We start from the raw sequence: 26,200 nt of genomic DNA, 5'->3' as shown, positions 1-26,200 counted from the left end.
AGGAACGATGGTGTGGCAATCTAACTTACTTAAAATACAGATTGCTTCGTCATACTTCCTCGCAAAGACGAGAAAGTCTACTTTTGATACAGCCCTTTTTTTTTAAATAGACCGACGATAGCCAGGCTTATTCATCATATGGTCTAGCGAAAATCTTCCGGAGCCAACTATCATAAAGACAGCCAGCAAGACCAAAACCACTACCGACAACCATAGCTCGGAATTGAGGAAACTAAATCCCCTAGTGATATTAACAAAAAAGACCGCCCCTACCACCACTGGAAATATCAACAGGGCCGCTAATCTCGTTTGAAAACCAAAAATGATAAATAATCCACCTACCAAATGGGTAAAAACAACATAGTGCACTGCCCCCCAGATAGATAATTGAAAATTCGTTTGCTCAATCAATCGCCGTACAGCTTCCTGATCGTTGACAAAACTAATCCCTTTGGCAAGGATAATAATACCTAATACTATTCTAAAATAGTCTAACCATTGTGGATGATGACGATCTCCCCAATGTTCAATACTGTGAATTAGGTTCATAAAGACCTCCTTTCTAAAATTGGTATATTTTATAGTATAACGTAGTTTTAGAAAGAAAGTTGTATGTTATGAAAGCTCTACGCAAAATCCGCCCCCTCCAAAGGCGTTCTCACGGATTTTAGCAGGATATATTCTATGAGAAAAGGCTCAAAAAAACGAGTTTCAGCGTTTTTTTGAGCCTTCCAGATAAAATGTAAAAACTACAGTATTAGTATTTAATAGGATAATCCTGCATAAACTCAAAATGGTAGTTCTCTTTTTTGAGGCTATCGATCAAACCTGCTAACTGCTGCTGTCCTTTCTTCGTTTGAAACATATCGTCATGCATCAATAGAATCACATTATTGGGAGTCATAGAACTTTGGTAATTCAGGAAATTACGCATCTTTCCGTAGACCGACTCTAATGATTGGACAGGCACTCCGGTCAAACTGTTGATCCGCCATTCCACGTCCCAACCGTAGATCTTATAGCCATTTGCAAATAGCATATCCGCCGTACTGGCGCCGCTTTGCAAATCAATCTTACGGACATTATCATATATCCAGATATTACGCCCTGGAAGGCGCACTATCTTATGCTTAAGATTAAGCTCTTTCTCGTTTTTCTCAAAATCTTCGAATGCAGTAACAGGGTTACTATAGAAATGACTATACTTATTATAAGCATGCGTATAGCTGTGATTATAACAAGCGACCAAAGGATTTTTCTCGTAGTTCGCCAAATCACGTTTACGCCCCTTGATCACACTAGCATGACGGCCAACCAAGAAAACATTGACTTTAATATTCTTCGCCTTTGCCAACGAATCTATCGCTGCACTTCCTACCAAAGGACCATCGTCAAATGTCAAAAAGACGTGTTTAGGTTGTTTATCAAATTCACGACGAAGAGAGTCTTTCAACATCTTCTTCTGTGTTTTAATATCTATCGGTTTTAGGGTATCTACAACAAAGTGTATTTGATTCTTCTGTAAGGAATCCCACTTATCAAGCAACAACGGCTTTTTGATCTGTACGATTTCTTCTTGTCCGATTCCTTCAATCGAATCCCGGTTCACGTGGCCCAAAGCTGCCGAAGACAAATTTTGACAAGAACTCATCCACACTCCTAGGAGAGTAGCTCCAACTAGAAAAGCTAACCCTCTACCTTTCTTCATCATGTATTATTACAATTAACGATTACCCTAAATATTCCACAAAATTAGAACAAATATCTTAATTCAAAGTATATTTTTTTGTGTTTTCTAAAAGAGTTGAAACAAATTATATACCAAAATTCCACGTGAACTAAAAAGCCCCTAAACCATCAGGCTTAGGGGCTTCCAAACAAACTTAAACTACAACTAATAGGACACTAATCATCCCAATTTCTTCGTCCATTATGCTTAGACTCCTTATGTTTTTTATGGGATTTTTTGCTATACCGGTCTTCATGTCTTCCATGCCTTCCCCGGTCGCCGTCACGCAATATCACCTGTGTATGATTGTGCGCATAATGTCCATAATGCCGACGGTGGTTGTTATGGTAACGCCAAGGCGAAGGGTCGTTGAGTACCACCTTATAGGTACGATAGACATCAAAATGTTTGTAGCGTCCGGGCAACTTCGATTTAGTAACCCATTTATTACCTTGGTAATACGTATATTTCCGACTCGCCACATCGTAATACACATCAATTTCCGGCATATAGTAATACCGTACATAATCATAACCTACAGGCCCCCATAACGGTTGACTGCCAATATTAATACTGACACTGACCTGTGCTTGGCTGGGTTGAGAAAACCCGAGTCCAATAAATAATAGCGATAAGTAAAAACATCTTTTCATAACAATCCTCCTTATTCTTCTTTTTCCTTAGTTATATGTTAGGACATACAACTAAGGAAAAAGATTAACAGAGAAACTGTTAAAAGATGTAAAATTAATGTTATCTAAAAAGCAAAGCCGACCTGGAGACCGATATGATACAGGTTGCGTTTTACCTTATCATTGGTCCACCTACTACCTGCGTCACTCGTCCGGACAATCGAGGTAGGCTGAAATTCAAAATAAGGTCCTGCTGAGATGTTCATGCCATTACGAAAACGAACATTCGCACCCGCTTGTGCATTCGCAATGAAGCCCGACTTCATTTTAGAGGTAAAATTATCCCGTGCGCCAGAACTAATATCGTACAATTCGATATCACTATCATTAAGGGCAAAAGAATATCCCGTTGAAACAGACAGAAAAGGGCTTACCTTTTTATCGATAAAGCGGGCATTAAAATTTACAAAAACCGGAATAGCAAAATAGTTAGAAATGGTATTGGATGAATAGCCAAATACATTTGTATTTACGGAACGATCACTAGAGGTCTCGTCCAAAGAAACCAAATGACGTATCCCAATACCTGGACCGACCGAAATAAACTGGTTTAACTTGAAGCTAGCGACATAATCAAACTTTAAACTCAAATAGTCATCTTCAATGGCATCACTCCAGCTATCGTAGTTACGGTTTTCTGAGCTTCCGACGACATAGTTCATCCCGAAACTAAATTTGTGATCCAGCTTTTTTTGAGCAGAAACAGCAAAGCACACAAGCGTGCCTAACAAAGTAAAAAATATTCTCATAGTAAGTAATAATTTGCACGGTAAAAATAAGCAAAGAAAGCAAATTACAATACACTTTTTCTTACACTAAATTTTCTATCTTTGTGCAAATTTTAAATATTTCAGCAAGACTCATGGCTTTACAATGTGGTATAGTAGGCCTACCGAACGTAGGTAAATCAACATTATTCAATTGTTTGTCCAATGCAAAGGCACAAGCAGCGAACTTTCCTTTTTGTACAATCGAACCCAATGTAGGTGTTATCACCGTTCCTGACGAACGCCTCACTAAATTGGCCGAACTTGTAAATCCACAACGGATCGTTCCGAACACTATTGAAATTGTCGACATTGCCGGATTAGTGAAAGGTGCTTCTAAAGGAGAGGGATTGGGAAACCAGTTCTTGGGTAATATCCGTACAACAAACGCGATTATCCACGTATTGCGTTGTTTTGATGATGGCAACGTCATCCACGTAGATGGCTCAGTAGACCCTATCCGCGACAAAGAAATCATCGACACCGAATTGCAATTAAAAGACCTTGATACCGTTGTGAAACGTATTCAGAAAGTCGAAAAAATGGCTAAAACAGGAGGCGATAAAGACGCTAAAAAGACTTTTGAAATCCTTTCCGTTATAAAAGAACACTTAGAAGCAGGCAAATCAGCTCGTACCTCACCTATCAGTGAAGAGGATTTTGAATATATCGAAGACCTTACTTTATTGACTGTAAAACCGGTACTCTATGTATGTAACGTAGACGAGGGTTCTGTCAATACAGGCAATGCCTATGTGGATCGTGTAAAAGAAGCCGTTAAAGATGAAAATGCAGAGGTTTTAGTCATATCTGCTCAAATCGAATCTGAGATTGCACAATTGGAAAGCTACGAAGAGCGCCAACTGTTCTTGGACGACCTAGGTCTTGAAGAGTCTGGCGTCAATAAGCTTATCCGCGCTGCTTATTCCTTATTGAATCTTGCCACTTACTTTACTGCCGGAGTGCAAGAAGTAAGAGCATGGACAATAGAGAAAGGCTATACTGCCCCTCAGGCTGCAGGTGTAATCCATACGGATTTCGAAAAAGGCTTTATTCGTGCAGAGGTAACTAAATACGAAGACTTTGTACACTATGGTTCTGAAGCTGCTGTCAAAGAAGCCGGAAAACTAGCTGTAGAAGGAAAGACTTATATCGTTGCCGATGGTGACATCATGCACTTCCGTTTTAACGTATAAGCTCATCGCTATATAATAATAAAAGGGAGCACCGTAGAGGTAGCTCCCTTTTATTATTATAGACATCGAGGTTTACAGTCTTCTTTATCTAAAATTATTCTTAAATTGTAGTCAGAAAAATGGTACCAGTGCCACCTTATTTTTATAGGGTGCCTCTACCTATTTAATAATTAAACTATCAGAATGAAAATATTAGTTTTTGGCGCGAGTAACAGTTCAGACTCCATCAATAAAAAATTCGCAACTTCCGTAAGCAAGTATTATAAGGAGAAAGAAGACGTTATTGAAATAATTGATCTGAATGACTTTGAAATGCCTCTGTTCTCCAAAGACAAGGAGCGGGAAATAGGCCTCCCAAATGAAGCACTTCATTTTGCAGAAAAGATAGACAATGCGGACTTGATTCTCATCTCCTTCGCTGAAAACAACGGCAACTATAATGTGGGTTACAAAAATCTAGTCGATTGGACTTCCCGGATCAAAGGCCGAAAGATATATAACGGAAAGCCTGTTTTTCTGCTAGCGACCAGTCAGGGACGACGTGGTGGGCAGTCCGTATTACAGATTGCAACCGAACGCATGCCATTTGATGGTGCCGAAGTGCTGGAAACATTCTCCCTACCCGAATTCAACGTCAACTTTGAGGAAGGCAAAGGAGTTACCACTCCGCTTCTCCGTAGTCAATTGGAGGCCAAGGTCAGGAAAACAAAACGGTTGATGGCAGAGCGATTAACCCCGTAAGTCAAAAAACTTTAGAACATGTTGATTGTTTAAACAATAATAAAGAACATTAAAAAATAAAATGCTATGGCAAAGAAAGTATTACTCTTGGTAGGCGATTATGTGGAAGATTATGAGGCTATGGTTCCATTTCAAGCAATGGGATCTATTGGTATTGAAGTAGACGCTATTGCTCCAGATCGAAATAAAGGCGACGCCATCCCTACGGCAGTACATGACTTTACAGGAGACCAGACCTATAAAGAACTTCGAGGACACAACTTTGTAATCAATAAGAGTTTTGACCAGGTCAATCCCGAAGAGTATGATGGGCTCTACATCGCTGGTGGTCGATCTGCAGAATATATCCGTCTGAACAAGCGTGTAATTGAGATCGTACAACACTTTTTCGAAAAAAATAAGCCAGTAGCAGCTATCTGTCATGGCATACAGGTACTCACGACAGCCAAGGTATTAAAAGGCCGCACCCTGACCGCTTACGTCGCTGTAGGACCAGATATTGAACTTGCTGGTGGTACCTGGAAAAACATACCTGCCGATCAGTCTGTAGTAGATGGCAATCTAGTCACCTCTCCAGCTTGGCCAGGCCATCAAACTATACTTCGTGATTTCTACAAACTACTGAACATTACGATCAACTTATAATCATAAACACTTAATTCGTTAAACGTTTATCTAAACAGACAATAGAGTACAAATGAAAAAAAGCAAAAGGGTATGGTTTATCGCCATACCCATTATTCTAATTTTAGGTTATTTAATCTGGGATTCTTTCAGTCAACCATCGATGAAAGACATACCTGGAGATTTTGCAGAAGTCGCATTCGTTCGTAATGAGCAAAACAAAGGTGGAATCGTACGTATCTACGCCGTAACGGTGGGAGACCCATTAAATGCTAATTACGAAGCCTGCGCCGACCTCTTTCCTACCAACGACTATAATAGTGTGACAAGGATTTTCTTTTTCAACAAAAACGCCCCGTATCCGACTACCCTGCAACTGGAGGCTCCCTACTACGACACCGCACAGTATAATGCGATCAACATTGTCAAGAGAATGGGTTCAAAGTAAAAAAACAAGCACTATTCATATAAAATTAACATTTAGATAACACTAGAAGTATAGTTTTGATATCAAATTGATAAATAGGCATGGCACGTAAATTTGTTCCGAGAGATATTAGCTGGTTAAGCTTCAATGGTAGAGTGTTGCAGGAAGCTGCAGATAAAACCGTCCCCCTTATTTCAAGGATTAAATTTCTAGGCATTTTCTCTAACAATCTAGATGAGTTTTTCCGAGTACGCGTAGCGGGTCTGAAGCGGGCTCTCGCTGTGGACGAGAAGGAAGCGAAAAATATTTTCTTCGAAAAGCCACAATTGATTCTCAATGCATTAAACACGTTGGTCATCAAACAACAGAAGAAGTTTGATAACACCTGGCGGGATGTGCAGAAAGAAATGGCCAAACAACGGGTTTATATAAAGAACAGCTCGGAGCTATCGGAAGAACAACAACACTTCGTAAAACAATACTACATCGACGAGGTAGAGTCCAGTGTAATCCCATTATTGCTCGATGACCTGAGACCCATGCCCTATCTGCGGGACAAATCGCTCTATCTTGGCGTAGCCATGAAAAAGACGGATTGGCAATATGAAACAAAATTTGCTGTCATAGAAATTCCGACCGCGCAAGTCGGCCGTTTTATATTACTCCCCTGCCCTAACAAAGAAGTACATGTCATCTTATTAGAAGATGTTATCAAGTTCAATCTGCCCCATATATTCTCTTTCTTTGGATTCGATGAGTTCACGGCACACGCCTTCAAAATAACTAGAGATGCCGAGTTTGACCTTGACAACGATATCAACACCAGTTTTGCAGACAAAATCGCCAAAGCCGTAAAAAGTAGAAGAAAAGGAAAACCAACACGGTTTGTTTTCGACCAGGAAATGGATGCCACACTCGTTGATTTTTTGATTAAGAAACTGAACATATCAAAAAAAGACAGTATCATTCCGGGGCAAAAAATACATAACTTCAAGGATTTCATGAATTTCCCGGCTGTTTTCAGGAAATATCATAAACCGAAGGAACGCAACTCATTCTTACATCCAGACCTTGCAGATCAAACCCGCATTACAGATGTAATCACAAAGAAGGATATCTTATTATCCTTCCCTTATCACACATTTGAACACGTCATTGATCTATTGCGCGAGGCTGCTATGGATCCAGATGTATTATCGATACAGATTACAGCCTACCGGCTCGCATCCAACTCTAAAGTGGCAAATGCATTAGTCAATGCGGTACGTAATGGCAAAGATGTAACCGTCATGTTGGAACTCCGTGCACGCTTTGACGAGACCCATAACCTAGAGTGGAAAGAGCGCTTTGAGATGGAAGGTGTCAAAGTTTTGTTGGGTATACCCAATAAGAAAATCCACGCAAAACTCGGTATCATCAAAAAGCGTGTTCATGGCAAAACAATCCAATATGGTTTTGTAAGCACGGGAAACATCAACGAGAAAACCGCAAAACTGTATGGAGACTATTGCTTATTGACGAGCAATAGAACGGTAATGGCCGATATCAATAAAATATTCAACGCCCTGCGACGCCCTAAACAAGACTTAGAGCAATCCCTCAAAATGGGTCGTGGCCTACTCGTATGCCCCAATGATATGCGCAACACCATCATGCATTACTTTGATGTAGAGATCGCAGAAGCACAGGCAGGCAGAAAAGCACATGTCATCGTCAAGATAAACTCACTCAGTGACAAGCTCTTGATCAAGAAAATATACGAAGCCGCTGAGGCAGGGGTTAAAATCCAGATGATTGTCCGTAGTATATACTGTGCTGTCAATCAAAAGACGTTTATCCACCCGATCCATGCCATAAGTATTGTGGATGAATACCTAGAACATGCCCGTGTATTCTATTTTCATCATGGAGGTAAAGACCTGACTTATATATCATCGGCAGATTGGATGACGAGAAATCTCGATCACCGTATTGAGGCAGCTGTAAAGATCAATGATAAAAAACTAAAGGCAGATATTCTCGATATGCTGAAAATCCAGCTCAAAGACAATGTAAAGGCACGTTTACTAAACAATAACCTGGATAATGAGTATGTAAAAAATGAGGATACACCTTTCCGCTCCCAAATAGAACTGTATAAATACCTAAAAAATAAATCAGCTCATTAAATAACTAATATTTTTAGTAATTTTATCCTGCCATGGAGGATAAAATGATAATCAAAGGACGAGGAGCACAAATAAATCTGCACAACAAGTACAGGTCGCAGCAGTATGAGCACTATTTTATCGAGGGCATAGATATTGATCACGAGGAGAGCAACCGCACTTCTTTTCTATCATCCGATGCAAAAACACTCGTCCATCGGGTAGATAGTCCTGACGTAGGGATGGGCTACTCTGCAAATCCCTATCAAGGTTGTGAACATGGCTGTATCTATTGCTATGCCCGCAACTCCCATCAATACTGGGATCTCAGTGCTGGTCTTGATTTTGAACGAAAAATCATCGTCAAGGAAAATGCGCCCAAGCTCTTTAAAGATTTTATCAGCCGGAAAAGCTGGGATTTCCAACCTATTCACCTTTCTGGAAATACAGACTGTTACCAACCTATCGAGCGCAGCAAACAGCTTACCCGAAAGATCTTAGAGATTGCACTGCTTAAGCGACAACCGATCAGCATTATCACAAAAAACAGTCTTATATTAAGGGATATAGACATCCTAACCGACCTTGCCCACAAGAATTTAATAAAGGTATTTGTATCCGTCACTTCGCTGTCGGAGGAAACCCGAAAAAAATTAGAACCTCGCACAGTAACTGCCTCCCAACGTTTAAAAGTGGTAGAAGAATTAAGTAAACAAGGCATCCCCGTAGGTGTGAATGTCGCCCCTATCATCCCCGGCTTAACGGACCATGAAATCCCGGCCATCCTCAAACAATCGGCGGCTCACGGAGCCTTATGGGCCAATTACATCATCGTACGCCTCAATGGGCAGATAGGTGATATATTCCATAACTGGTTATCCGTAAATTATCCCGACCGGAGCGACAAAATCTGGCATGCTATACAGAGCTGCCATCAGGGAAATGTAAATAGCAGTGTATTCGGTCAGCGCATGAAAGGCTCTGGCAAAATATCCGAGATTATCCGGGACACCTTCCGCTTGCATTGCCTGCGCAACAAGCTCAACACTGTTCCCTTTTCTTATGCTAAACGCACAGAAAGCACATCTCAGGCACAGCAGTTAAGCCTCTTTTGACACCTCCGCTACTGCAGGTCGATCGCTTAATTTTCGAACAAAAAGATTGTAGTTTTCGTGCTTTTCGACATAAATATCCTCACCGGCGTCGATAAAGCCATCCAATGCAACCGCATCATACCATACCCCATCCACTTCTATTTTACCTGAGGGACGGAGCACAGTCCTAGCAACCCCCTCTTTATTCAGCAAATTGACCTTAGGCACGGAAGAGGTATACCCACTGTCCGCGCGCTGCTCATCGGCCAATACCAAACGCTTGAAAGCGGAAGTATTGAGAATATTCTTCCCGAATATTACCATTAAAATTATGGAGAGAACCATTGCTCCAATAACAATCAAAAAAGAATTCATCAATAAACCTGGTTGAGATACCTTAAAATCAAAATAATCATTGGCTAGCATTGAAAATGCAAGTCCACACAATACAAAAATAATACCCAATACCCCAGCTATACCGAAGCCTGGTATTACAAAAACTTCCAATGCCAGCAGTATCACCCCCAGTATAAAGAGAGCAATCTCCCAGTGATCAGCCAGGCCCTGTAAGTACAAGGGAGCGAAAAACAAAGTGGCAGCCACCAAGGCTACCCCTAGTGCAAAACCAATACCTGGCGTTTGCAGTTCAAAATAAATCCCTCCTATGATCCCCATGATCAATAGGCCACTGACCAATGGATTGACCAAAAGCCCAATGATACTATCTACCCATGTCCGTTCATAGTTCTGTACTTTTGGCGCGGCAATATCGAGGCTAGTGTAGATTTCTTCCAGCCGCTTCACCTCCGCCTTAGCCAAGTTTGCTTTTACAGCTTCTGATGCTGTAAATGTCAATATCTTTCCATCCTCTTTCCATGCGGGCAGCGCGATACTTGGGTCTACAAAAGCCTCCGCCATCTTAGGATCCCTTCCCTTAGCTTCAGCAGTAGCCCGCATTAACCCCCGCATATAGGATTGATATTTTTCAGGCATGATTTCACCTTGCTGATTGACCACGCTTGCAGCTCCTAAAGAAGCCCCCGAATGCATAAAGATATAATCCGAAGCCAGTGCGATCAATGTACCTGCAGAAGCCGCATTATTATTCACATATACCACAGTCTTCATCTCCGCATTAAGCAACAGACTACGAATAGAGTCAGCAAAATTCACCGCGCCTCCAAACGTATTCATCTCGACCAAAAAATAATCTGCCTTCTCCTTTACCGCCTGTTCATAAGATTTTTTTATAATCCGCCAGGCATTCGCTCCCACATCTTCCTTTAATTCCGTCTTGTATACCTCCTGTCCATTGACCGCCGCTACCCCTGTAACAACAAAAAATAGCAACAACAAAATGGATTTTGTAAATTTGTATAGCATAAATTATATCTTAAAATAAATGTGAGTATCTGTGTTCTAACTGCTCCTAGACAGATAATATGCGTGTCTTCGAGCATAAAACGACCACAAACAAAGAATTTAGATATTCCAGCCTGATTGCAAGAAGCTAAGCCAAAGCAATCAGAACATGTTACATGGCAATTAATAGTCAAATTTACAACATATGAATAAATATACAATTAATAAAGCATTTGAAAAACACTTCCCTTTCCCAATATGGAAAATAGAAGTCGATTGCTCCAACAATTGTTTGGCTATAGAATATAGAAACCCCACAGATACACTTCCCTCATTCAGCGTAATCAATTTTGAAGGAGAGAGTATCCTCGAAAAATACACTGCTTCTGAAAAAGAGTGGACACTAGAGGCCATACAAGACGAGTATTTAATATTCAAACGCTTTGGCACATCATCACCTATACAGGCTGGCATCGAGGTATTACACATTCCTAGCCAATCTATCGTATTCAGCTACCGAGAATATGTGTTAAAAGAGGTTTACAGGGGCTGGCTTAAAGTCGCACACCGGTCTATACCTTCAGGCGTAGATTATTATATAAACCTGAAAAACGGCACGGTACACCGCACCGTAGATCAAGCTTTTCAGCTGCCTCACAACACAGTTACCTATCCTGTCCCCTTCCACGGGAAACTCCCGCATTTCGTAGAATCCCTTTCCTTTGAAGACAAATTATGGTTACAAACGCATCAAGAGATATTCATTTGGTGCTATCATAAAAAAGAGGATGACCACTATGATCTACACCTGAGCCTATCCACTAAGAATGAAATACTTGACAGTAAAATTATACTAAAAGGCCTGAACAGATTAATCCCTCAGCCCTATTTTCAAGTCAAAGGACATATTTTCTTTTTATCAAATACTAAACAAGAAATTGCAACGTATTTAGTATAATTGCAAGCTATGAAGCATAATAAAACTATTAAATCGTATCATAAATTATCGTTTTTATTGGCTTTAGGACTAGGATTAAGCACATTGGCCCCAATTCAGGCCAAGAATATGGCAACTGTGAAGTTGACCATCGCTCCTGATTCTATAGGAAACGAAATTGTAAATGGACAACGGTATGTCGTCCATAAATTGACTCCCCAGGAAACATATTACCAGTTGAGCAGGGTGTACGGTGTTCCGGTCAAGGACATCATGAATACCAATAATAAGAAAAACCTACGTGTAGGTGATACTGTAAGAATCCCAAGAGGAAAGGCTGTCGCTGAAGAGCAAAGGACGCAGAACAAAAACACTACTCCAGAAAAAGTATCGATAGATCCGCAAGAAGTTACCGAATACAAAGTAAGTAAGAGCGAAACACTCTACGCGATCTCAAGACGTTTTGGGATCTCCGTAGATGACATCAAAAAAGTAAACGGTCTGACCTCAGAAAATCTTAGAGAGGGGCAAATCCTAAAGGTACCTAACCATAGTCTACCTGAGCCTGAACCCAAAATTGAGGTTCCAGCGGTAGTAGAAGTTCCGCAAGAGATCCAAGAGCACCAAACTATTGACGACTCTATGTTCAAGCCGAATAAATACGGTATCCGTGAGAAAAAAGAACGTGGTGTGGGGGTATGGATGGAAAGCCTTGGCGGTGGCGATGGACAGACTAGTCTTGCCCTACATAAGACTGCTCCGATAGGAACTATATTAAAAATTACTAATCCTATGAATCGAAGTGTTACCTTTGCAAAAGTTGTAGGCAAATTTGGAGACAATCAAGATACGCAAGATGCTATCGTGGTTTTATCTAAATCTGTAGCCACTACAATCGGAGCACTGGATAGGAAATTTCAAGTGGAGATCACCTATGGTGTTCCTTTAGAACAAGAGTAATTTTAAAATAGAGTTATAATAGTGACGAAGATTATGTAGTTATAGAGGACACCTTAATAGCTTACATCACTTATATAACTTCCGTAACTTTAAAGTAGTAAATGGACAAACCATACGTAATGGGTATCGCTGGTAGCAGCGGGTCAGGGAAGACTTTTTTCTTAAAAAGCTTTTTAGACCATTTTGGGCCAGACCAGATTACATTGATTTCGCAGGATGATTATTATTTTCCTGCGAATACCAAAACACAGGAAGAAAACAGGCTGTACAACTTTGATGTGCCTTCTTCAATCGACAGAGAGGCTTTTTTTAATGACATCAAAGACCTTTTCGACGGAAAAACAATCTACAAACAGGAATATACCTTCAACAACCCAAGCATGAAGCCTAAAATGTTGGAGATAAAACCCGCACCTATCCTTATCGTAGAAGGACTGTTTATCTTCCATTATCAAGAAATCAATGATTTATTGAATTACCGTATCTTTTTGGATGCTGATGAAGAGATCGCGCTACAGCGCAGGCTGAAGAGAGATCTTATCGAGCGTGGATATGATCACGATGATGTAATGTACAAATGGATCAACCACGTCGTTCCTTCCTACAACACCTATTTACTCCCTTATAGAGAGAGCTGCGACCGCGTTATTGTAAATAATACAGACGACCCGGCACTCATCAATAATGCGACCAACCTCATTTCAACAGAACTGAAAGAAATATTACAATTCCATTAATTTAAAACTGGTCTAAATAACTATCTTTGCATTATGGATAGGCAAAGTATATTAAGTCCGGAGGAATCGAATACAGCAATTTGCGAATCTCCAAAAGGTATCAACCCCTTTGGAGATTTTTCTTGTTGCGTATTCAAAAAATGCTGTAAGAAATACAAGAGGGGAAAACGCTGTAAAAAATGTCCAGACCGCTAGACTTACTCTTCGTAGTAGTTTAGATCTTTATCGAAGCTCTCTTCGAGTTGCGTCAATGCGAATATGGCAATCCCTGTCAACAATAAAAGCGTGACGATCGCTGCAGGTATAATGCCCCACAACCCCACAAAATAACCATACAACAAGGTCGAAGGAATCAACGCTCCTCTTACAAAATTAGGCGCTGTCGTAGCCACTGTCGCTCTTAGGTTCGTTCCAAACTGCTCCGCCGCTATCGTCACAAACGTAGCCCAATACCCTACACCAATACCCATAAAAAAGGCCAAGAACATAAACTTGCTCTCGTCTATACCCTGGCTATTTAAATACCAGAGTGAGGAGATCAAGATTAAAACCTGACATAAGAAAACAACCTTTTTCCGGGACCTCAACCATTGAGACAGAAGACCAGCCATAAAATCCCCTACCGAAATACCAAGATAGGTAAACATCACCCCCTTTCCGGCGCTCAATGTTGTAGGCGCTCCCAGAGCCACACCTATCTCCGGAGCCTGCGTAACCAGGACACCAACGACAAACCAAATCGGCAGACCTATCCCTAAGCAATAGAGATACCGCTTGATACGGTCAGGATTTGACAACAGCAACTTCAAACTTCCTTTTTGGACATGCTTACTTTCGACAGCCTGCGCAAAAAGCCCCGATTCAAAGGTCCCCACCCGCATCATTAAAAGCAGAATTCCCATTCCACCGCCTACAAAGTAAGCCGTACGCCAATCGAACCATTCGGAGACAAAATAAGCAAGTATAGCCCCTAATACTCCTACCCCTGCGACCAGCATCGTACCGTACCCCCGTTTGCTACGATGCATCGATTCACTTACCAGCGTAATACCAGCCCCCAATTCGCCCGCCAGACCGATACCGGCAATAAACCGAACTATCCCATAGGTCGTCACATCATGGACAAAACCATTATATATATTAGCTAAAGAATACAGCAGAATCGACCCGAATAATACTTTGATACGTCCATATTTATCCGCAATCACTCCCCATATCAGTCCACCTAATAGCAACCCGCCCATCTGCATATTCAGCACAAACTCGCCCTTCACCCGCATCAGTTCTTCGGGCACACCGATATCCTGAAACGAGCGCACACGAACGATAGAAAAAATGATCAAATCATAGATATCGACAAAATACCCCAATGAAGCGACCGTGATCAACAACCAGGTATTTTTATTGCTATTGGAATCCATAAAAGGTGTTTTTATTATATCCTAAAAAAACGGTGGTAACGAGTTAAGTCACAAAACGGTTAAATTTGATGTAATTTACTACAGAATTTCATTTTACACAACATATTATCTCCATTTGAATATTTAAACTATATTTAATTGTACTTTTGTTAGTATGAAGTTAAATCCGTCTTCACTTAAATGGTTGCTTAGGTTTTACCCCCCTTTCTTTTTCCAGAGAATATGGGTAAAACAGGTTCACAGAGACTTCAAAGGAATCGATGTCAAGATCCATAAAAGCTTCCTCAATGTCAACTCCAACAAAACTGTATTTGGTGGTACTATCTTCACGGCACTAGACCCCGTACACTCCATTCTATTAGATCAGATATTTCAGGCAAACGGCTTAAAGAAAACAGTCGCCTGGTTAAAATCTGCACGCATCGAATACCTAAAACCTGGCAGAACAGATTTGCAGTATTCACTTTATCTAGCAGATGAAGACGTCGAAGAAGCTTTTGATGAAATCAAAAGAAAAGGCAAGGTCATAAAAACATTTACAACTGCTGTATTTGACAAAAACGGTATCAAATGTGCCATCTGTCACAACGAGATTTACATTCGAAACTTAGACTTCGTCTTAAAAAGAGAAAACAATCCGTCCACATTAGAACAAACTTTATAACAAACCGATCCGCAGACTGCGGATCATAACGAAATGCTATACACATGAAAAAAATCTTCTATTTACTATCAGCGAGCACCATTGTATTGGGCTCATGTCAGCAGCAGGCGGCAAAAGAAGCCGTCAAACATCAGCAACTGGCTGAAGAAGCGATCATGGTACACGATGAGATCATGCCGCAAATTGCTCATTTTGACAAAACAACCGTCAAAATAGATTCAATTTTAGAAAACCTCGGCCAAGTCCTAACCAAAGATCCGAAAGCCGATACAGCAGCTATCAGAATCGACCTTGTCACTTTAAAAAGCAACCTCGAAGCAGCTACAGATAATATGATGACCTGGATGAAAGAATATAATCCAGACAGCACCGCAGTCCCTTACCAAGAGGCAGAGATCGAAAAGATAAAAGCAATGAAAAAACAATTTGAAGATGTCTCGTTAGAGAGCAACAAAAAATTGGGCAAACTTTAATTTATACCATGATTAGAACGTTATTTTGTACTGCGGCCTGTGTATTAACACTTGCATCCTGCCAGTCTACAGCAAAGAAGCTACCCATCATCGGTGAGCGCGAAGTCGTTCAAAAAGAAATAGACGGAAAGATGGTAACCGATACCATCTACCCTGCTATCCCTAGTTTCGAATTTTTGAATCAAGATAGCGTTATGCTGTCTGACAAGTTTTTCGATAATAAAATCTATGTCGCCAACTTTTTCTTTACGCACTGCCCAAGCATCTGCCCGACAATGCAAAGAAACCTTCTAAAGGCATACGAGAAATATAAAAACGATAAGCGGATTGCGTTCCTATCCCATAGTATAGACTTTAAATACGATCAGCCCCATGTTTTAAAATCGTATGCGACCAAACTAGGTGTGGATAATGATCAGTGGCAGTTTGTCAATGGTTCGAAAGCCGCAATCTATGGTTTATCGGACAAGTACCTGGTATTTACTAAAGAAGATCCCAATGTACCCGGTGGATACGACCATTCCGGATATCTGGTACTCATAGACCATGATAAAAGAATCCGTGGAGCCTATGATGGCACCAATAACGAAGAAGTGGAAAAACTTTTAACAGATATTGATATACTCCTTCAAGAGTACAAATAACATGCGCTTATTAAACATTTTCGCAATTCTAGGCATGACGATATTGAGCTTAGCTCATTTAGCGTCATGCCATTCCAATCTGAATATAGAAACAGCTCAATACGCTGTAAATGGTCAAAAACTTTATATGACCAATTGTCAAAACTGTCATGGCGCAAAAGGAGAAGGCCTCGGCAAACTCTACCCACCGCTAACGGATGCTAAATTTTTCGAGGAGAACAGAGCACAGTTAAGTTGTATCGTTCGGAATGGCATGCAGGGTGAAATCACTGTAAACGGTCAAACCTTTAATGAAAAGATGCCGGCCAACCCGCAACTGAGCGAACTTGATATTGCCTATATCTTAACCTATATCACGACCAATTTTGCAAAGAGTGACTCCATCTATTCCCATGAGGAAGTGCAGAAAGCATTAAAAGACTGTAAATAGACAGCAGTAGGCTATATCATACACGAATTGATAGCAGGCTATAATCAAATAATTTACAAGAGTTTTCTAGAAATAAAGCATAAAAAAAAGGTTTTCAAACGGGGAGAATGAAAACCTTTACTAACCAATTATAAACCTAAATTATGATACCACAAAGATAAGTGTCAAAACAACACCTGTCAAGACCTTTCCTAAGAATTAACAATTTCTTAACACAGACCTTATCAATCCCCCTTCCCTACTTCACATTCCACTCTTAAGAAACATACTTTTATAACAAAATTTTGACATTTTTATCGGTTTTCAATCAGTACATTTGCAACCGAATGAACGTTCAATTTACAGATAAGATAGAGTGTATCTTCAAGCATACACTAGCACTCATCAAAGAAAATGGGTTCCATGGAACCCCGATGAGTATGATTGCCAAGAATTCTGATGTAGCAATTGGCACTATTTATCATTATTTTCCATCCAAGGAAAACTTGATCCTTGAGCTTTTTAGCTACTGCAGAAAGAAAATCAATGCTTTTATATTTGACGACCTGGCGGAGGATTTATCCTACCAAGAACAGTTTGCCATAGTATTGGAACGCTTTTGCGAATTTCAGATCAACAACACTGATATATTCAGCTTTCTAGAGCAGTTTCACAACTCCCCTTTCAATGATCTCGCCCATGATAGACAGAAAGTTGGAGGTTGCGATGAAAACAATGTGATCACCTTTTTGTTGAAAGGTATGGAAACAAATAAACTTAGAAAAATCGATGTGCATGTTATGGCATCAGCGTACATAGGAGCAGCTGTAACATTTTCAAAGTCTGTTATTTACAAAAAAATTAAATACGACAAAAAACATCTAGATGAGTTAATAGAAATTATTTGGAACGGTGTAAAACAATAATATGAATATGAATTATAATTTTAGGAAGATAGTATCTGTTGCCTTTCTAGCTGTTGCTGGCTGTAGTGTCTCACTCGCACAGCAATCAGACCTGGGCAGCAATGCAACATTAGATGATTTGATCAATTACGCTTTACGTAATAAGATTGAGATCAAACAAGCGCAAATCGACAAGGAAATCGGCGAACGGGAAATTGCTTCCGCTCTATCAGGATGGTTTCCACAGATCAATGCCAATGGCAGTATCGCTCACTCCATGCAATTGCCGACGACCAACTTTAATGGAACTAACGTAGCATTGGGACAGCGTAATACCAGTGCTTTAACTTTTCAAGCAGACCAGGCACTGATCAGCCCTCAGCTTTTTCAAGCGTCGAAAGCCGCAAAATACGTACGTCAACAAAATAACCTTAACGAAGAGTCTACAAAAATCAATACAGTAGTCGATGTCAGCAAAGCTTATTATGATATATTGACCAGCGAAGAGCAAATTAACATCATCAACGAGAATATTCTGAGACTAGAACGTCAACATACCGAAGCTAATGCCCGTTATGAGGTGGGACTAGTAGACAAAACGGATTTTAAAAGAGCGCAGATATCTTTAAACAATGCAAAAGCAGACTTAAAGACCGCCTCCGAAAACCGCAAATACAAATACGATTATTTAAAAATGTTATTGGCGATCCCCAATGAACGTCCACTTTCGCTATCTTTTATCAATCAAAGTCTAGAAAGTAACATTCTATTGGACACCACAGAATTGCTTCAAATAGCAAACAGAGTTGAATTCAAGAAATTGGAAAACCTAAAAGACATCCAACGATTGAATACACAATATCAAAAGTGGAATTACTTACCTAAAGTAAGTGCTTATGCCAACTATGCTTTAAACTATAGGAACAACAAGTTTTCAGATTTGTATACAGACAACTTCCCGGGATCTAGTGTAGGGTTGACTTTATCCCTTCCTATTTTTACAGGAACGAAAAGAATCCAGGAGATTAAAAAATCGGAACTACAGGAAGAGCGTATCACCCTGGATCTACAGAATCTAGAGAACCAGATTAGCACAGAGTACTCTGCTGCCATGGCTGGATACCGTGCCAACATGAACGAATGGCGCAACTCTAAAGATAATATGGAACTTTCTGAAGAAGTCTACAATACCATCAAGCTGCAGTACGATGCCGGTGTAAAAACTTACCTGGAACTAATGACTGCAGAGACAGATTTGAAGACATCACAGCTCAACTACTTAAATTCACTGTATGCCGTATTGTCTAGCAAACTAGATATACAAAAAGCATTGGGCACAGTAGAAATCAACTAATATAACAACCTTAATAACAGAAAAAATACAACGTCATGAATAGAAATCAATTACTTTCAGCCTTACTTATCGGTTCTGGATTATTATGGCAATCCTGCGGTGGGTCCAAAGACAACAAGCCTAAGGGCGGCGCACCAGGACAACAAGCCGAAATGGCAATGCCCGTTTCTACGGCTATCGTTGGTAAAGAAATTGTATCTGGTTTAAAAAGTTACCCAGCTAGTGTCGTGCCTCTACAAGAGACCGAAATCAGAGCGGAGGTAACAGGATATATCACTAATATTTTTGTTGCCGATGGAGCTTTTGTGAGCAAAGGCCAACCTCTTTATGAAATTGACCGCGTACGCTATCAGGCAGCAGTAGATCAAGCAAAGGCGAATTTAGAAATAGCAAAGGCTAATCTAGACCGTGTACAGAAAGATTTACAGCGTTACCAAACCCTAGCGGAGAAAGACGCGATTGCAAAACAAACATTAGATTACGCAACTACGGATGTCAATAATCAACGTGCGCAGGTACAAGCTGCAGAAGCGGCCTTGACTACAGCACGGACCAATCTACAGCGTTCGACTATCGTAGCGCCATTCTCTGGTAATATCGGTATATCACAGGTCCGTAATGGCGCCTTGGTCAATGCAGGGACTACCCTTTTGAACACCGTATCATCGACCAATCCGATTGCGGTTGAGTTTCAGATCAATGAGAAAGAGATTCCTGAATTCACAAAATTGCAATCAGGCAACGCCTCCACTCAAATCTATGCATCTATGCCAGATGGTAGCCGCTACGAAGAAAGTGGACGTATAGTTACGATCGACAGAGCAGTAGACAGTCAGACTGGAACGTTGAAAGTGAGAGCTTCTTTTGCGAACGGTGCAAACGCACTAAGAGCAGGGATGAACACCACATTGAACGTAGAAAGTACATCGACACAAGAAGAAATGGTCATCCCTTACAAAGCTGTCTTTGAGCAATTGGGAGTATTCAACGTATATACTGTTAATGATAGCAGTAAAGTTGAGCTTAAACAAATTGTATTGGGTCACAAGCTAGCAGACAAAGTCGTCGTGACTTCAGGTCTTGAAGCCGGTCAAAAGATCGTTGTCGATGGAGCCGCATCACTAAGACCAGGAGCTAAAGTAGCGGAGAACAATGCAGAGAATAAACAAAAATAATTGCCAGACGCTAAATAAATAATAATGATATCAGAAGTATTTATTAAAAGGCCCGTTACGGCGATGGTTATATCCATCCTGATCACCATCATAGGGGTGATTGCCGTATCCACATTGCCTATCAGTCAATACCCTTCCATCGCTCCTCCGACCGTTACCGTAACGGCCAACTATACAGGAGCAGATGCGCAGACCGTCGAACAGACGGTTACGACACCTATTGAAAGTCAGATCAACGGTACACCGGGAATGATTTACATGTCTTCCAACAGTACATCCAATGGACAGTCTCAAATCACCGTTACCTTTGAAGTAGGTACCGATATTGATATTGCCACACTAGACGTACAGAACCGTGTGGGTATCGCAGAACCTGCCTTGCCAGAAGCCGTTCGTCGTCTAGGAGTTACAACCCGTAAAGCCAATACCGACATTTTGATGTTGGTATCCCTGGTATCGCCAAATGGAACCAGAGATGATAAGTTCCTGTCCAACTATGCCAACCTTTACATCAAGGATGCGATTATGCGTGTCAAGGGTGTGGGGGATGTAACCGCATTTGGACAGCCTTTCTCGATGCGTGTCTGGTTAGATGCCAATAAACTTGCTAATATAAAAATGACTCCGTCTGATGTATCTGCTGCTATCGCGGAGCAGAACATCCGTATCCCGGGAGGATCTGTGGGCGGAAGGCCACAAGAGTCATCCACCGTATTTGAGTATCCTGTAATTACGGACTCTGATTTATCAGAAGTAGAAGACTTTGAAAACATCGTTGTTAAAACCAACCAAGATGGTTCTATCGTATTACTAAAAGACGTTGCTCGCGTAGAGCTTGGTCAGTTCAGTTACGGTACGACTACCAAAGTAAACGGTATGGTATCTACAGGTATGATGATCAGTCAGACTCCTGGAGGTAATGCTGTGGAAACAGCGGAGGGTATTTTCTCATCACTAGAAAAACTCAAGGAATCTTTCCCTCAGGATGTTGATTATGTAATCGGTTACGAAACGGTATCTGTGGTCAACGCATCTATCGAATCCGTAATCCATACCCTAGTAGAAGCCCTTTTATTGGTAACATTGGTTGTATTCTTCTTCCTACAGAGCTGGAGAGCGACATTGATTCCAGTACTTGCTATTCCGGTTTCCATTGTGGGTACCTTCATCTTCTTCTTGATGTTTGGATTCTCCGTCAACAACCTTACCATGCTTGCCTTTGTACTCGCCATCGGTATCGTTGTGGATGATGCCATCGTTGTGGTAGAGGCGGTACAGCATTATATCGACCATTATAAAATGAGTGCAAAAGAAGCGACCATGCGTGCCATGAAAGATATCACGGCTCCTGTAATCGCTATTGCCTTGATTTTGTCAGCGGTATTCGTTCCTGTAGGTTTCATCCCCGGAATGGTAGGTAAATTGTACCAACAGTTTGCGATCACGATTGCGGTATCCGTTATGCTTTCCGCATTCATCGCCTTGACATTGACTCCGGCATTATGTTCGATCATGTTAAAGCCGACGGCAGTAACCAAAGATTCGAAAGGACTTAACAAGTTCTTCTACAAATTCAACTTATGGTTTGAAAAAGTAACCTACTCCTACTCTAGAGGTGTTAAAAAAGCAATCAAAGCTACTCCTCTCGTACTGATTGTACTACTTTGTATTTTTATCGGTACAGGCTGGATGTTTATGAAAAAACCTACAGGTTTTATCCCTTCCGAAGATGGAGGAATGTTCTTCGCAGGTGTCACACTACCTGAGGGTGCTTCCTCAGCCCGTACGGATGCTATCCTTGAAGAGCTGGAAGAAGAATTCCGTAAAGATTTTCCTGAGATCAAATACGTAACCTCTATTTCGGGTATTAATATCTTAAACAGAGCGTTCAAACCGAATGGTGCAACATTGTTCGTATCCTTGAAACCTTGGAAAGACCGTAAGCGTACAGCAAACGATATCACGGGTGCCATCATGAAGAAATACGCGCAATATGACAAAGCCCGCGTACTAGCCGTTACACCTCCTGCGATTCCAGGTCTAGGTGCATCTGGTGGTTTCTCCTTACAGATCCAGGATTTACAAACAGTAGATATCAAAGAATTTGAGGCTACAGTAGGTAAGTTCTTAATGGCTGCCAACCAGCGTCCAGAAATCGGCATGGCCTATACCCTATTTAACTCCAACTCTCCAAACTACAAATTGGAAGTAAACAGAGAGCAGGCAAAACGTATGGGAGTTCCTATCGCTAGTATATACTCGACCATATCTGCTTATTTAGGTAGTAGCTATGTCAATGACTTCACCAAATACGGCCGTAACTTCCGTGTTGTAACACAAGCGGATGTAGAATATAGAATGGGAATCGAGGACATTAACAAGCTTTATGTAAATAATGTCAAAGGTCAACCTGTACCGATGAGTGCACTGGTCAATTATAATCTAGTGACCATGCCATCTATTATCAATCACTACAATATCTTTAGAGCGATTGATATATCCGGTGGTGCTGCACCAGGATACAGTTCCGGTGATGTGATCAAGGCACTAGAAGAAGTAGCTGCTCAGACCTTACCGGCTGGATATGACTATCAGTTCTCCGGACTGACGTTACAAGAGAAACAATCAGGTTCAAAAACAATACAGATTTTTGCCTTGTGTATTCTCTTCGTATTCTTACTTCTAGCTTCTCTGTACGAGAGTTGGTCTGTACCGTTCTCCATCCTTCTTTCGGTTCCGCTAGGGGTATTCGGAGCTATATTAACATTGATGTTCATTCCGCAACTCGACAATAACATCTTTGCGCAGATTGGTCTAGTCACCATTATTGGTCTAGCCGCCAAAAACGCGATTTTGATCGTAGAGTTTGCCAAAGAACGTGTAGATATCGGTATGAACTTACTCGAAGCGACCTTGGATGCTGTCAAGCTCCGTCTACGTCCGATCATCATGACATCACTTGCGTTTATCTTGGGTATTATTCCTTTGATGCTTTCTACAGGTGCTGGTGCGGTGTCCCGTCAGACTATCGGCTGGACTGTATTTGGAGGTATGGCTGCCGCGACATTCTTAGCCATCTTTATCGTTCCTGTGCTATTTGTGGTTATCACAAGATTAGCTTACGGAAAGAAAAAATTAGCGGAATTAGAAGCTGGTTTTGACGAAGAAAAGAAAAAACAATTGAGTGCGCATTAATACGCGATCATATGTTCCATAATAACAAAGGCCAATACGTTTGTATTGGCCTTTGTTATTATATTAAAGAAAACTCGTTAGAGCTTAAAAAGCTGTCGCATTTTTTATAGGGTTATGCTTCAATAAGGCTTCAACATCATAGCGATCGACCACTCCTTTTATGGCATTAAGATGGCGTTCGTGATGCATATCCGTCCCTACAAAATCATACATCCCCTCTTTAATCAGCCTTGCCGCGGTCAACTTTACCTGATTACCGTAGTATCCAGAAATAGCGAGTACATTCAACTGAAGGAGTGCCCCCATCTCCTTGATTATTTTATATTGGTTAAAATCCTGATGATAATAATTATAACGCTCAGGATGAGCCAGTATAGGAAAATACCCCTCGCTCTGTAACCTGAATATTGCTTCCATAAGCATATTGGATTCGGCCAGATAAGACATTTCTATCAGTACATAGTTATTGGGCAAGGCACACAGCCTGTTATGATCTAGAATATTCAAGAAACCTTCATCAAGCATATACTCGGCCGAGTGACCGATGGAAAACTCCATGTTCTTTGACGTCAATTCCTGCTTTAGTCTACCCAACGCCTCGGCAATATCATCTACCGTATTATCATACACCCCAGAGATAACATGCGGAGTCGCGATACAACGGTCTATACCGAGATCTTTTAATCCCTGAATCAGGACAAGCGAATCGGCGACAGTTTTGGCACCATCATCTATACCAGGTAGCACATGATTATGCATATCACACCCCAACCAGGCCAATTTGCCTTTCTTTCCCTCCTTATGCTTCTCAAAAATCTTATTCCATAGTGACATACAGCAACTTTTTTAGTCCATTCTCAAAATAGGTTCTGAACGACACTTATCATTCAAAAATTTATGCTGTCAAAACCCAATCCGTAAAATCCACATCTCTAGGCAGATTCAACTTACGACGGATTCTATATTTCCTATTTTCTACCGAACGGATAGAGTCTCCGCGATAATAGGCTACTTCTTTGGTCGTATATCCCAGTTTTGTATAGGCACAGACTTCCAGCTCTGCCAAATTCAATGGAGTCTCCGCTTTTCTTCCTACACATTCTGCAAAATCTCTAAAGAACTGCTTAAACTTTTTCATAAATAACGGGTCGTTATTTTCCGCCATTTTTTTCAAATCACTGATATCCTCTACCGGTGAGGCTTTCAACTCCACGATAGTCTCACTAGGAGCGATATCGTACAGTGATGTTTCTAAAGCATCTTGCGGAACAATCGACCATCCTACCAATCTCTCAGGTTCAACCTCCTCTTCAAGAGGGAGTTCAGCTCGCTTACCAGACCGTTGCAAATACACCGATGTTCCAACAACAGCTCCAATGATCAAAATTGCGAGCCCCGAGAAAGCCATTATGCCTTTATCCTGTTTAACAAAAGCGGTATTTCCGTAATCATAATAGCTACTTTCTACAAATGCAATCCGCACTAGCTCCTTGCTACTCAGCTGTACCTTCGATAGTTGATAGTCGCGCAGATACTGAGCAGACGCCTCTGGAAGTCCCTGCTTAGCTTTCAAAAGAACTAAATGGTAATATGTTAGTGTTTTATAATAAGCTTCATTTCCCGTTTCCGCCAGAGACAAACTATAGCTTAACCATTTATCGATCTTGTCATAGGCCTTAGTCTCGACCAAAAAATGAATGTATTTGAACAATAAGTAATAATCTTCTTCTCCTACTTTGCTTTCATCTATACGAGCGATTCCTTGCAAAAAGACCCTTTCCGCTTCTACAGCCTTTTGAGATAGCGAGAGAGCCATAGCCTGACTAGCTAAACCAATCAATTCAGTCTGCCTAAACTCTTCTGTTTTTGGATCAATCAATAGATGTTTTTGATACGCGCTGGCATACCATTTTTGCTGTTCCTCTACCGAGGCCTTTAGTCCCCCAATCGATGCATCGATTAGGCAGGAGTAGAAATATTTCTGATTTTTGTCAGACAATCCTGTTGCTAATTCAGACGCTTGCTCCAAGGTCTTTAAAAGGTATTCAGATACCCCTATTTCTTTAAAAATATAGCTATCTATTGCAACCAGTTCTTTGATCTTACCCTGGTTGACCAAGGATTGCGCCAATAGGAAGCGATAATCTTCAGATTTCAGTAACCCTTTATTTCTATCGACATCAAACAAAAAGTCAAATGCATTTTGTTCCACTATTGTCGGTTGTAGGAGGTCGACAGATTCAACAGATACCCACTCCCCTTTTTCAAGAGAATACCCCTTCACCATAGAATTACCACCGCTAACTGCAGTATTGCTGATGAGAAAAAATAAAAAGACCATTAATGGCAAAAGATGCTTAGCAAACAACAGATTCATTTTCTAGATAGATAAAAATTCACCAAACATTTACAAAACGCTATTATATAGCGTTAGGTCCCCAAAACACTTGGCAAAAAAAATTAAAAATGCCTACAGTCTAACTGTAGGTTTTATTCCCATAACAATACAACAAACAAGATGTCTATTAGTTTTATTTAGAAATAAAA

25 protein-coding genes are annotated in these 26,200 nt (G+C 40.8%); 17 read left to right on the top strand and 8 right to left on the bottom strand.

What is annotated here, in order from left to right; genetic code table 11:
• Window positions 1-102 precede the first annotated feature (102 nt).
• From JKG64_RS12200 to JKG64_RS12185, 4 genes are all read right to left on the bottom strand, one after another.
• Window positions 103-549: a DoxX family protein gene (locus tag JKG64_RS12200; RefSeq protein ID WP_210354600.1), complete on the bottom strand. Its 447-nt coding sequence runs from the start codon at window positions 547-549 to the stop codon at window positions 103-105.
• 208 nt (window positions 550-757) lie between these two features.
• On the bottom strand, window positions 758-1,711 hold the full coding sequence (locus JKG64_RS12195; protein WP_210354599.1) for a polysaccharide deacetylase family protein: 954 nt from the start codon (window positions 1,709-1,711) through the stop codon (window positions 758-760).
• 194 nt (window positions 1,712-1,905) lie between these two features.
• Entirely contained in the window at window positions 1,906-2,382 is a 477-nt protein-coding gene (locus JKG64_RS12190; RefSeq protein WP_210354598.1) for a hypothetical protein, read from the bottom strand.
• A 104-nt stretch (window positions 2,383-2,486) separates the two neighbouring features.
• Window positions 2,487-3,170 (bottom strand): hypothetical protein, encoded by a 684-nt coding sequence (locus JKG64_RS12185; protein WP_210354597.1) that lies wholly within the window; start codon window positions 3,168-3,170, stop codon window positions 2,487-2,489.
• A gap of 113 nt (window positions 3,171-3,283) precedes the next feature.
• Here JKG64_RS12185 and ychF point away from each other — a divergent pair, with 113 nt between their 5' ends.
• The 6 genes from ychF to JKG64_RS12155 all read left to right on the top strand — a co-directional run bounded on the left by ychF (window position 3,284) and on the right by JKG64_RS12155 (window position 9,438).
• A complete protein-coding gene (gene ychF / locus JKG64_RS12180) occupies window positions 3,284-4,384 on the top strand; it encodes a redox-regulated ATPase YchF (protein WP_210354596.1) in 1,101 nt (366 codons plus the stop codon).
• A 183-nt stretch (window positions 4,385-4,567) separates the two neighbouring features.
• Window positions 4,568-5,125, top strand: a complete 558-nt coding sequence (locus tag JKG64_RS12175; RefSeq protein ID WP_210354595.1) for an NADPH-dependent FMN reductase — start codon at window positions 4,568-4,570, stop codon at window positions 5,123-5,125.
• Between the two features lie 66 nt (window positions 5,126-5,191).
• Window positions 5,192-5,770 (top strand): DJ-1/PfpI family protein, encoded by a 579-nt coding sequence (locus JKG64_RS12170; RefSeq protein WP_133584284.1) that lies wholly within the window; start codon window positions 5,192-5,194, stop codon window positions 5,768-5,770.
• Between the two features lie 52 nt (window positions 5,771-5,822).
• Window positions 5,823-6,197: a hypothetical protein gene (locus JKG64_RS12165; RefSeq protein WP_210354594.1), complete on the top strand. Its 375-nt coding sequence runs from the start codon at window positions 5,823-5,825 to the stop codon at window positions 6,195-6,197.
• Between the two features lie 80 nt (window positions 6,198-6,277).
• Window positions 6,278-8,344, top strand: coding sequence for a polyphosphate kinase 1 (gene ppk1 / locus JKG64_RS12160; RefSeq protein ID WP_210354593.1), 2,067 nt, complete (start codon window positions 6,278-6,280; stop codon window positions 8,342-8,344).
• 32 nt (window positions 8,345-8,376) lie between these two features.
• Window positions 8,377-9,438: a PA0069 family radical SAM protein gene (locus JKG64_RS12155; protein WP_210354592.1), complete on the top strand. Its 1,062-nt coding sequence runs from the start codon at window positions 8,377-8,379 to the stop codon at window positions 9,436-9,438.
• Here the strand turns inward: JKG64_RS12155 and JKG64_RS12150 are convergent.
• Window positions 9,424-10,800, bottom strand: coding sequence for an NfeD family protein (locus JKG64_RS12150; RefSeq protein ID WP_210354591.1), 1,377 nt, complete (start codon window positions 10,798-10,800; stop codon window positions 9,424-9,426). The genes JKG64_RS12155 and JKG64_RS12150 overlap by 15 nt on opposite strands.
• 184 nt (window positions 10,801-10,984) lie before the next feature.
• On the opposite strand from JKG64_RS12150, the gene JKG64_RS12145 reads away from it, so the two are divergent.
• From JKG64_RS12145 to JKG64_RS12135, 3 genes are all read left to right on the top strand, one after another.
• Window positions 10,985-11,737 carry a hypothetical protein gene (locus JKG64_RS12145; RefSeq protein WP_210354590.1) on the top strand — a complete coding sequence of 251 codons (753 nt, stop codon included), beginning with the start codon at window positions 10,985-10,987 and terminating at the stop codon, window positions 11,735-11,737.
• 9 nt (window positions 11,738-11,746) lie between these two features.
• The gene (locus JKG64_RS12140) at window positions 11,747-12,676 is read left to right on the top strand and encodes a septal ring lytic transglycosylase RlpA family protein (protein ID WP_210354589.1); all 930 of its coding nucleotides are present in this window, start codon (window positions 11,747-11,749) and stop codon (window positions 12,674-12,676) included.
• 101 nt (window positions 12,677-12,777) lie between these two features.
• Window positions 12,778-13,413 (top strand): uridine kinase family protein, encoded by a 636-nt coding sequence (locus tag JKG64_RS12135; RefSeq protein ID WP_210354588.1) that lies wholly within the window; start codon window positions 12,778-12,780, stop codon window positions 13,411-13,413.
• A gap of 197 nt (window positions 13,414-13,610) precedes the next feature.
• Here JKG64_RS12135 and JKG64_RS12130 read toward each other — a convergent pair whose 3' ends face one another.
• Window positions 13,611-14,834, bottom strand: coding sequence for an MFS transporter (locus JKG64_RS12130; protein WP_210354587.1), 1,224 nt, complete (start codon window positions 14,832-14,834; stop codon window positions 13,611-13,613).
• Between the two features lie 154 nt (window positions 14,835-14,988).
• Here JKG64_RS12130 and JKG64_RS12125 point away from each other — a divergent pair, with 154 nt between their 5' ends.
• The 8 genes from JKG64_RS12125 (at window position 14,989) to JKG64_RS12090 (ending at window position 23,653) form a co-directional block, all read left to right on the top strand.
• Window positions 14,989-15,498 carry a DUF4442 domain-containing protein gene (locus JKG64_RS12125; RefSeq protein WP_210354586.1) on the top strand — a complete coding sequence of 170 codons (510 nt, stop codon included), beginning with the start codon at window positions 14,989-14,991 and terminating at the stop codon, window positions 15,496-15,498.
• A gap of 44 nt (window positions 15,499-15,542) precedes the next feature.
• Window positions 15,543-15,971 (top strand): transposase, encoded by a 429-nt coding sequence (locus JKG64_RS12120; protein WP_210354585.1) that lies wholly within the window; start codon window positions 15,543-15,545, stop codon window positions 15,969-15,971.
• Window positions 15,972-15,979: 8 nt separating this feature from the next.
• Window positions 15,980-16,615, top strand: a complete 636-nt coding sequence (locus JKG64_RS12115; RefSeq protein WP_210354584.1) for an SCO family protein — start codon at window positions 15,980-15,982, stop codon at window positions 16,613-16,615.
• A 1-nt stretch (window position 16,616) separates the two neighbouring features.
• Entirely contained in the window at window positions 16,617-17,045 is a 429-nt protein-coding gene (locus tag JKG64_RS12110) for a c-type cytochrome (RefSeq protein WP_246512583.1), read from the top strand.
• Between the two features lie 326 nt (window positions 17,046-17,371).
• The gene (locus JKG64_RS12105) at window positions 17,372-17,950 is read left to right on the top strand and encodes a TetR/AcrR family transcriptional regulator (RefSeq protein WP_210354583.1); all 579 of its coding nucleotides are present in this window, start codon (window positions 17,372-17,374) and stop codon (window positions 17,948-17,950) included.
• A gap of 1 nt (window position 17,951) precedes the next feature.
• Window positions 17,952-19,283 carry a TolC family protein gene (locus tag JKG64_RS12100; RefSeq protein WP_246512582.1) on the top strand — a complete coding sequence of 444 codons (1,332 nt, stop codon included), beginning with the start codon at window positions 17,952-17,954 and terminating at the stop codon, window positions 19,281-19,283.
• A 35-nt stretch (window positions 19,284-19,318) separates the two neighbouring features.
• The gene (locus JKG64_RS12095; protein WP_210354582.1) at window positions 19,319-20,458 is read left to right on the top strand and encodes an efflux RND transporter periplasmic adaptor subunit; all 1,140 of its coding nucleotides are present in this window, start codon (window positions 19,319-19,321) and stop codon (window positions 20,456-20,458) included.
• Window positions 20,459-20,482: 24 nt separating this feature from the next.
• On the top strand, window positions 20,483-23,653 hold the full coding sequence (locus JKG64_RS12090) for an efflux RND transporter permease subunit (RefSeq protein WP_210354581.1): 3,171 nt from the start codon (window positions 20,483-20,485) through the stop codon (window positions 23,651-23,653).
• Between the two features lie 84 nt (window positions 23,654-23,737).
• On the opposite strand, the gene JKG64_RS12085 is transcribed toward JKG64_RS12090, so the two are convergent.
• Window positions 23,738-24,487 (bottom strand): tyrosine-protein phosphatase, encoded by a 750-nt coding sequence (locus tag JKG64_RS12085; protein WP_210354580.1) that lies wholly within the window; start codon window positions 24,485-24,487, stop codon window positions 23,738-23,740.
• A 61-nt stretch (window positions 24,488-24,548) separates the two neighbouring features.
• The gene (locus JKG64_RS12080) at window positions 24,549-26,030 is read right to left on the bottom strand and encodes a helix-turn-helix transcriptional regulator (RefSeq protein ID WP_210354579.1); all 1,482 of its coding nucleotides are present in this window, start codon (window positions 26,028-26,030) and stop codon (window positions 24,549-24,551) included.
• Window positions 26,031-26,200: the final 170 nt, after the last annotated feature.

This window comes from Sphingobacterium tabacisoli, assembly GCF_017908035.1.
Lineage (GTDB): Bacteria > Bacteroidota > Bacteroidia > Sphingobacteriales > Sphingobacteriaceae > Sphingobacterium > Sphingobacterium tabacisoli.
Note: the sequence above shows the minus strand (reverse complement) of the source record. Positions and strands in the feature narration are given on the sequence as shown.

Bases quoted from the DNA above. Each gene is read 5' to 3' on its own strand.
- JKG64_RS12115 (WP_210354584.1), top strand. From the start codon at position 15,980: ATGATTAGAACGTTATTTTGTACTGCGGCCTGTGTATTAACACTTGCA.
- JKG64_RS12170 (WP_133584284.1), top strand. From the start codon at position 5,192: ATGGCAAAGAAAGTATTACTCTTGGTAGGCGATTATGTGGAAGATTAT.
- JKG64_RS12155 (WP_210354592.1), top strand. From the start codon at position 8,377: ATGGAGGATAAAATGATAATCAAAGGACGAGGAGCACAAATAAATCTG.
- JKG64_RS12150 (WP_210354591.1), bottom strand. From the start codon at position 10,800: ATGCTATACAAATTTACAAAATCCATTTTGTTGTTGCTATTTTTTGTT.
- JKG64_RS12120 (WP_210354585.1), top strand. From the start codon at position 15,543: ATGAAAAAAATCTTCTATTTACTATCAGCGAGCACCATTGTATTGGGC.
- JKG64_RS12105 (WP_210354583.1), top strand. From the start codon at position 17,372: ATGAACGTTCAATTTACAGATAAGATAGAGTGTATCTTCAAGCATACA.
- JKG64_RS12165 (WP_210354594.1), top strand. From the start codon at position 5,823: ATGAAAAAAAGCAAAAGGGTATGGTTTATCGCCATACCCATTATTCTA.
- ppk1 (WP_210354593.1), top strand. From the start codon at position 6,278: ATGGCACGTAAATTTGTTCCGAGAGATATTAGCTGGTTAAGCTTCAAT.
- ychF (WP_210354596.1), top strand. From the start codon at position 3,284: ATGGCTTTACAATGTGGTATAGTAGGCCTACCGAACGTAGGTAAATCA.
- JKG64_RS12090 (WP_210354581.1), top strand. From the start codon at position 20,483: ATGATATCAGAAGTATTTATTAAAAGGCCCGTTACGGCGATGGTTATA.
- JKG64_RS12130 (WP_210354587.1), bottom strand. From the start codon at position 14,834: ATGGATTCCAATAGCAATAAAAATACCTGGTTGTTGATCACGGTCGCT.
- JKG64_RS12110 (WP_246512583.1), top strand. From the start codon at position 16,617: ATGCGCTTATTAAACATTTTCGCAATTCTAGGCATGACGATATTGAGC.
- JKG64_RS12195 (WP_210354599.1), bottom strand. From the start codon at position 1,711: ATGATGAAGAAAGGTAGAGGGTTAGCTTTTCTAGTTGGAGCTACTCTC.
- JKG64_RS12140 (WP_210354589.1), top strand. From the start codon at position 11,747: ATGAAGCATAATAAAACTATTAAATCGTATCATAAATTATCGTTTTTA.
- JKG64_RS12185 (WP_210354597.1), bottom strand. From the start codon at position 3,170: ATGAGAATATTTTTTACTTTGTTAGGCACGCTTGTGTGCTTTGCTGTT.
- JKG64_RS12145 (WP_210354590.1), top strand. From the start codon at position 10,985: ATGAATAAATATACAATTAATAAAGCATTTGAAAAACACTTCCCTTTC.
- JKG64_RS12085 (WP_210354580.1), bottom strand. From the start codon at position 24,487: ATGTCACTATGGAATAAGATTTTTGAGAAGCATAAGGAGGGAAAGAAA.
- JKG64_RS12095 (WP_210354582.1), top strand. From the start codon at position 19,319: ATGAATAGAAATCAATTACTTTCAGCCTTACTTATCGGTTCTGGATTA.
- JKG64_RS12100 (WP_246512582.1), top strand. From the start codon at position 17,952: ATGAATATGAATTATAATTTTAGGAAGATAGTATCTGTTGCCTTTCTA.
- JKG64_RS12175 (WP_210354595.1), top strand. From the start codon at position 4,568: ATGAAAATATTAGTTTTTGGCGCGAGTAACAGTTCAGACTCCATCAAT.
- JKG64_RS12190 (WP_210354598.1), bottom strand. From the start codon at position 2,382: ATGAAAAGATGTTTTTACTTATCGCTATTATTTATTGGACTCGGGTTT.
- JKG64_RS12200 (WP_210354600.1), bottom strand. From the start codon at position 549: ATGAACCTAATTCACAGTATTGAACATTGGGGAGATCGTCATCATCCA.
- JKG64_RS12125 (WP_210354586.1), top strand. From the start codon at position 14,989: ATGAAGTTAAATCCGTCTTCACTTAAATGGTTGCTTAGGTTTTACCCC.
- JKG64_RS12080 (WP_210354579.1), bottom strand. From the start codon at position 26,030: ATGAATCTGTTGTTTGCTAAGCATCTTTTGCCATTAATGGTCTTTTTA.
- JKG64_RS12135 (WP_210354588.1), top strand. From the start codon at position 12,778: ATGGACAAACCATACGTAATGGGTATCGCTGGTAGCAGCGGGTCAGGG.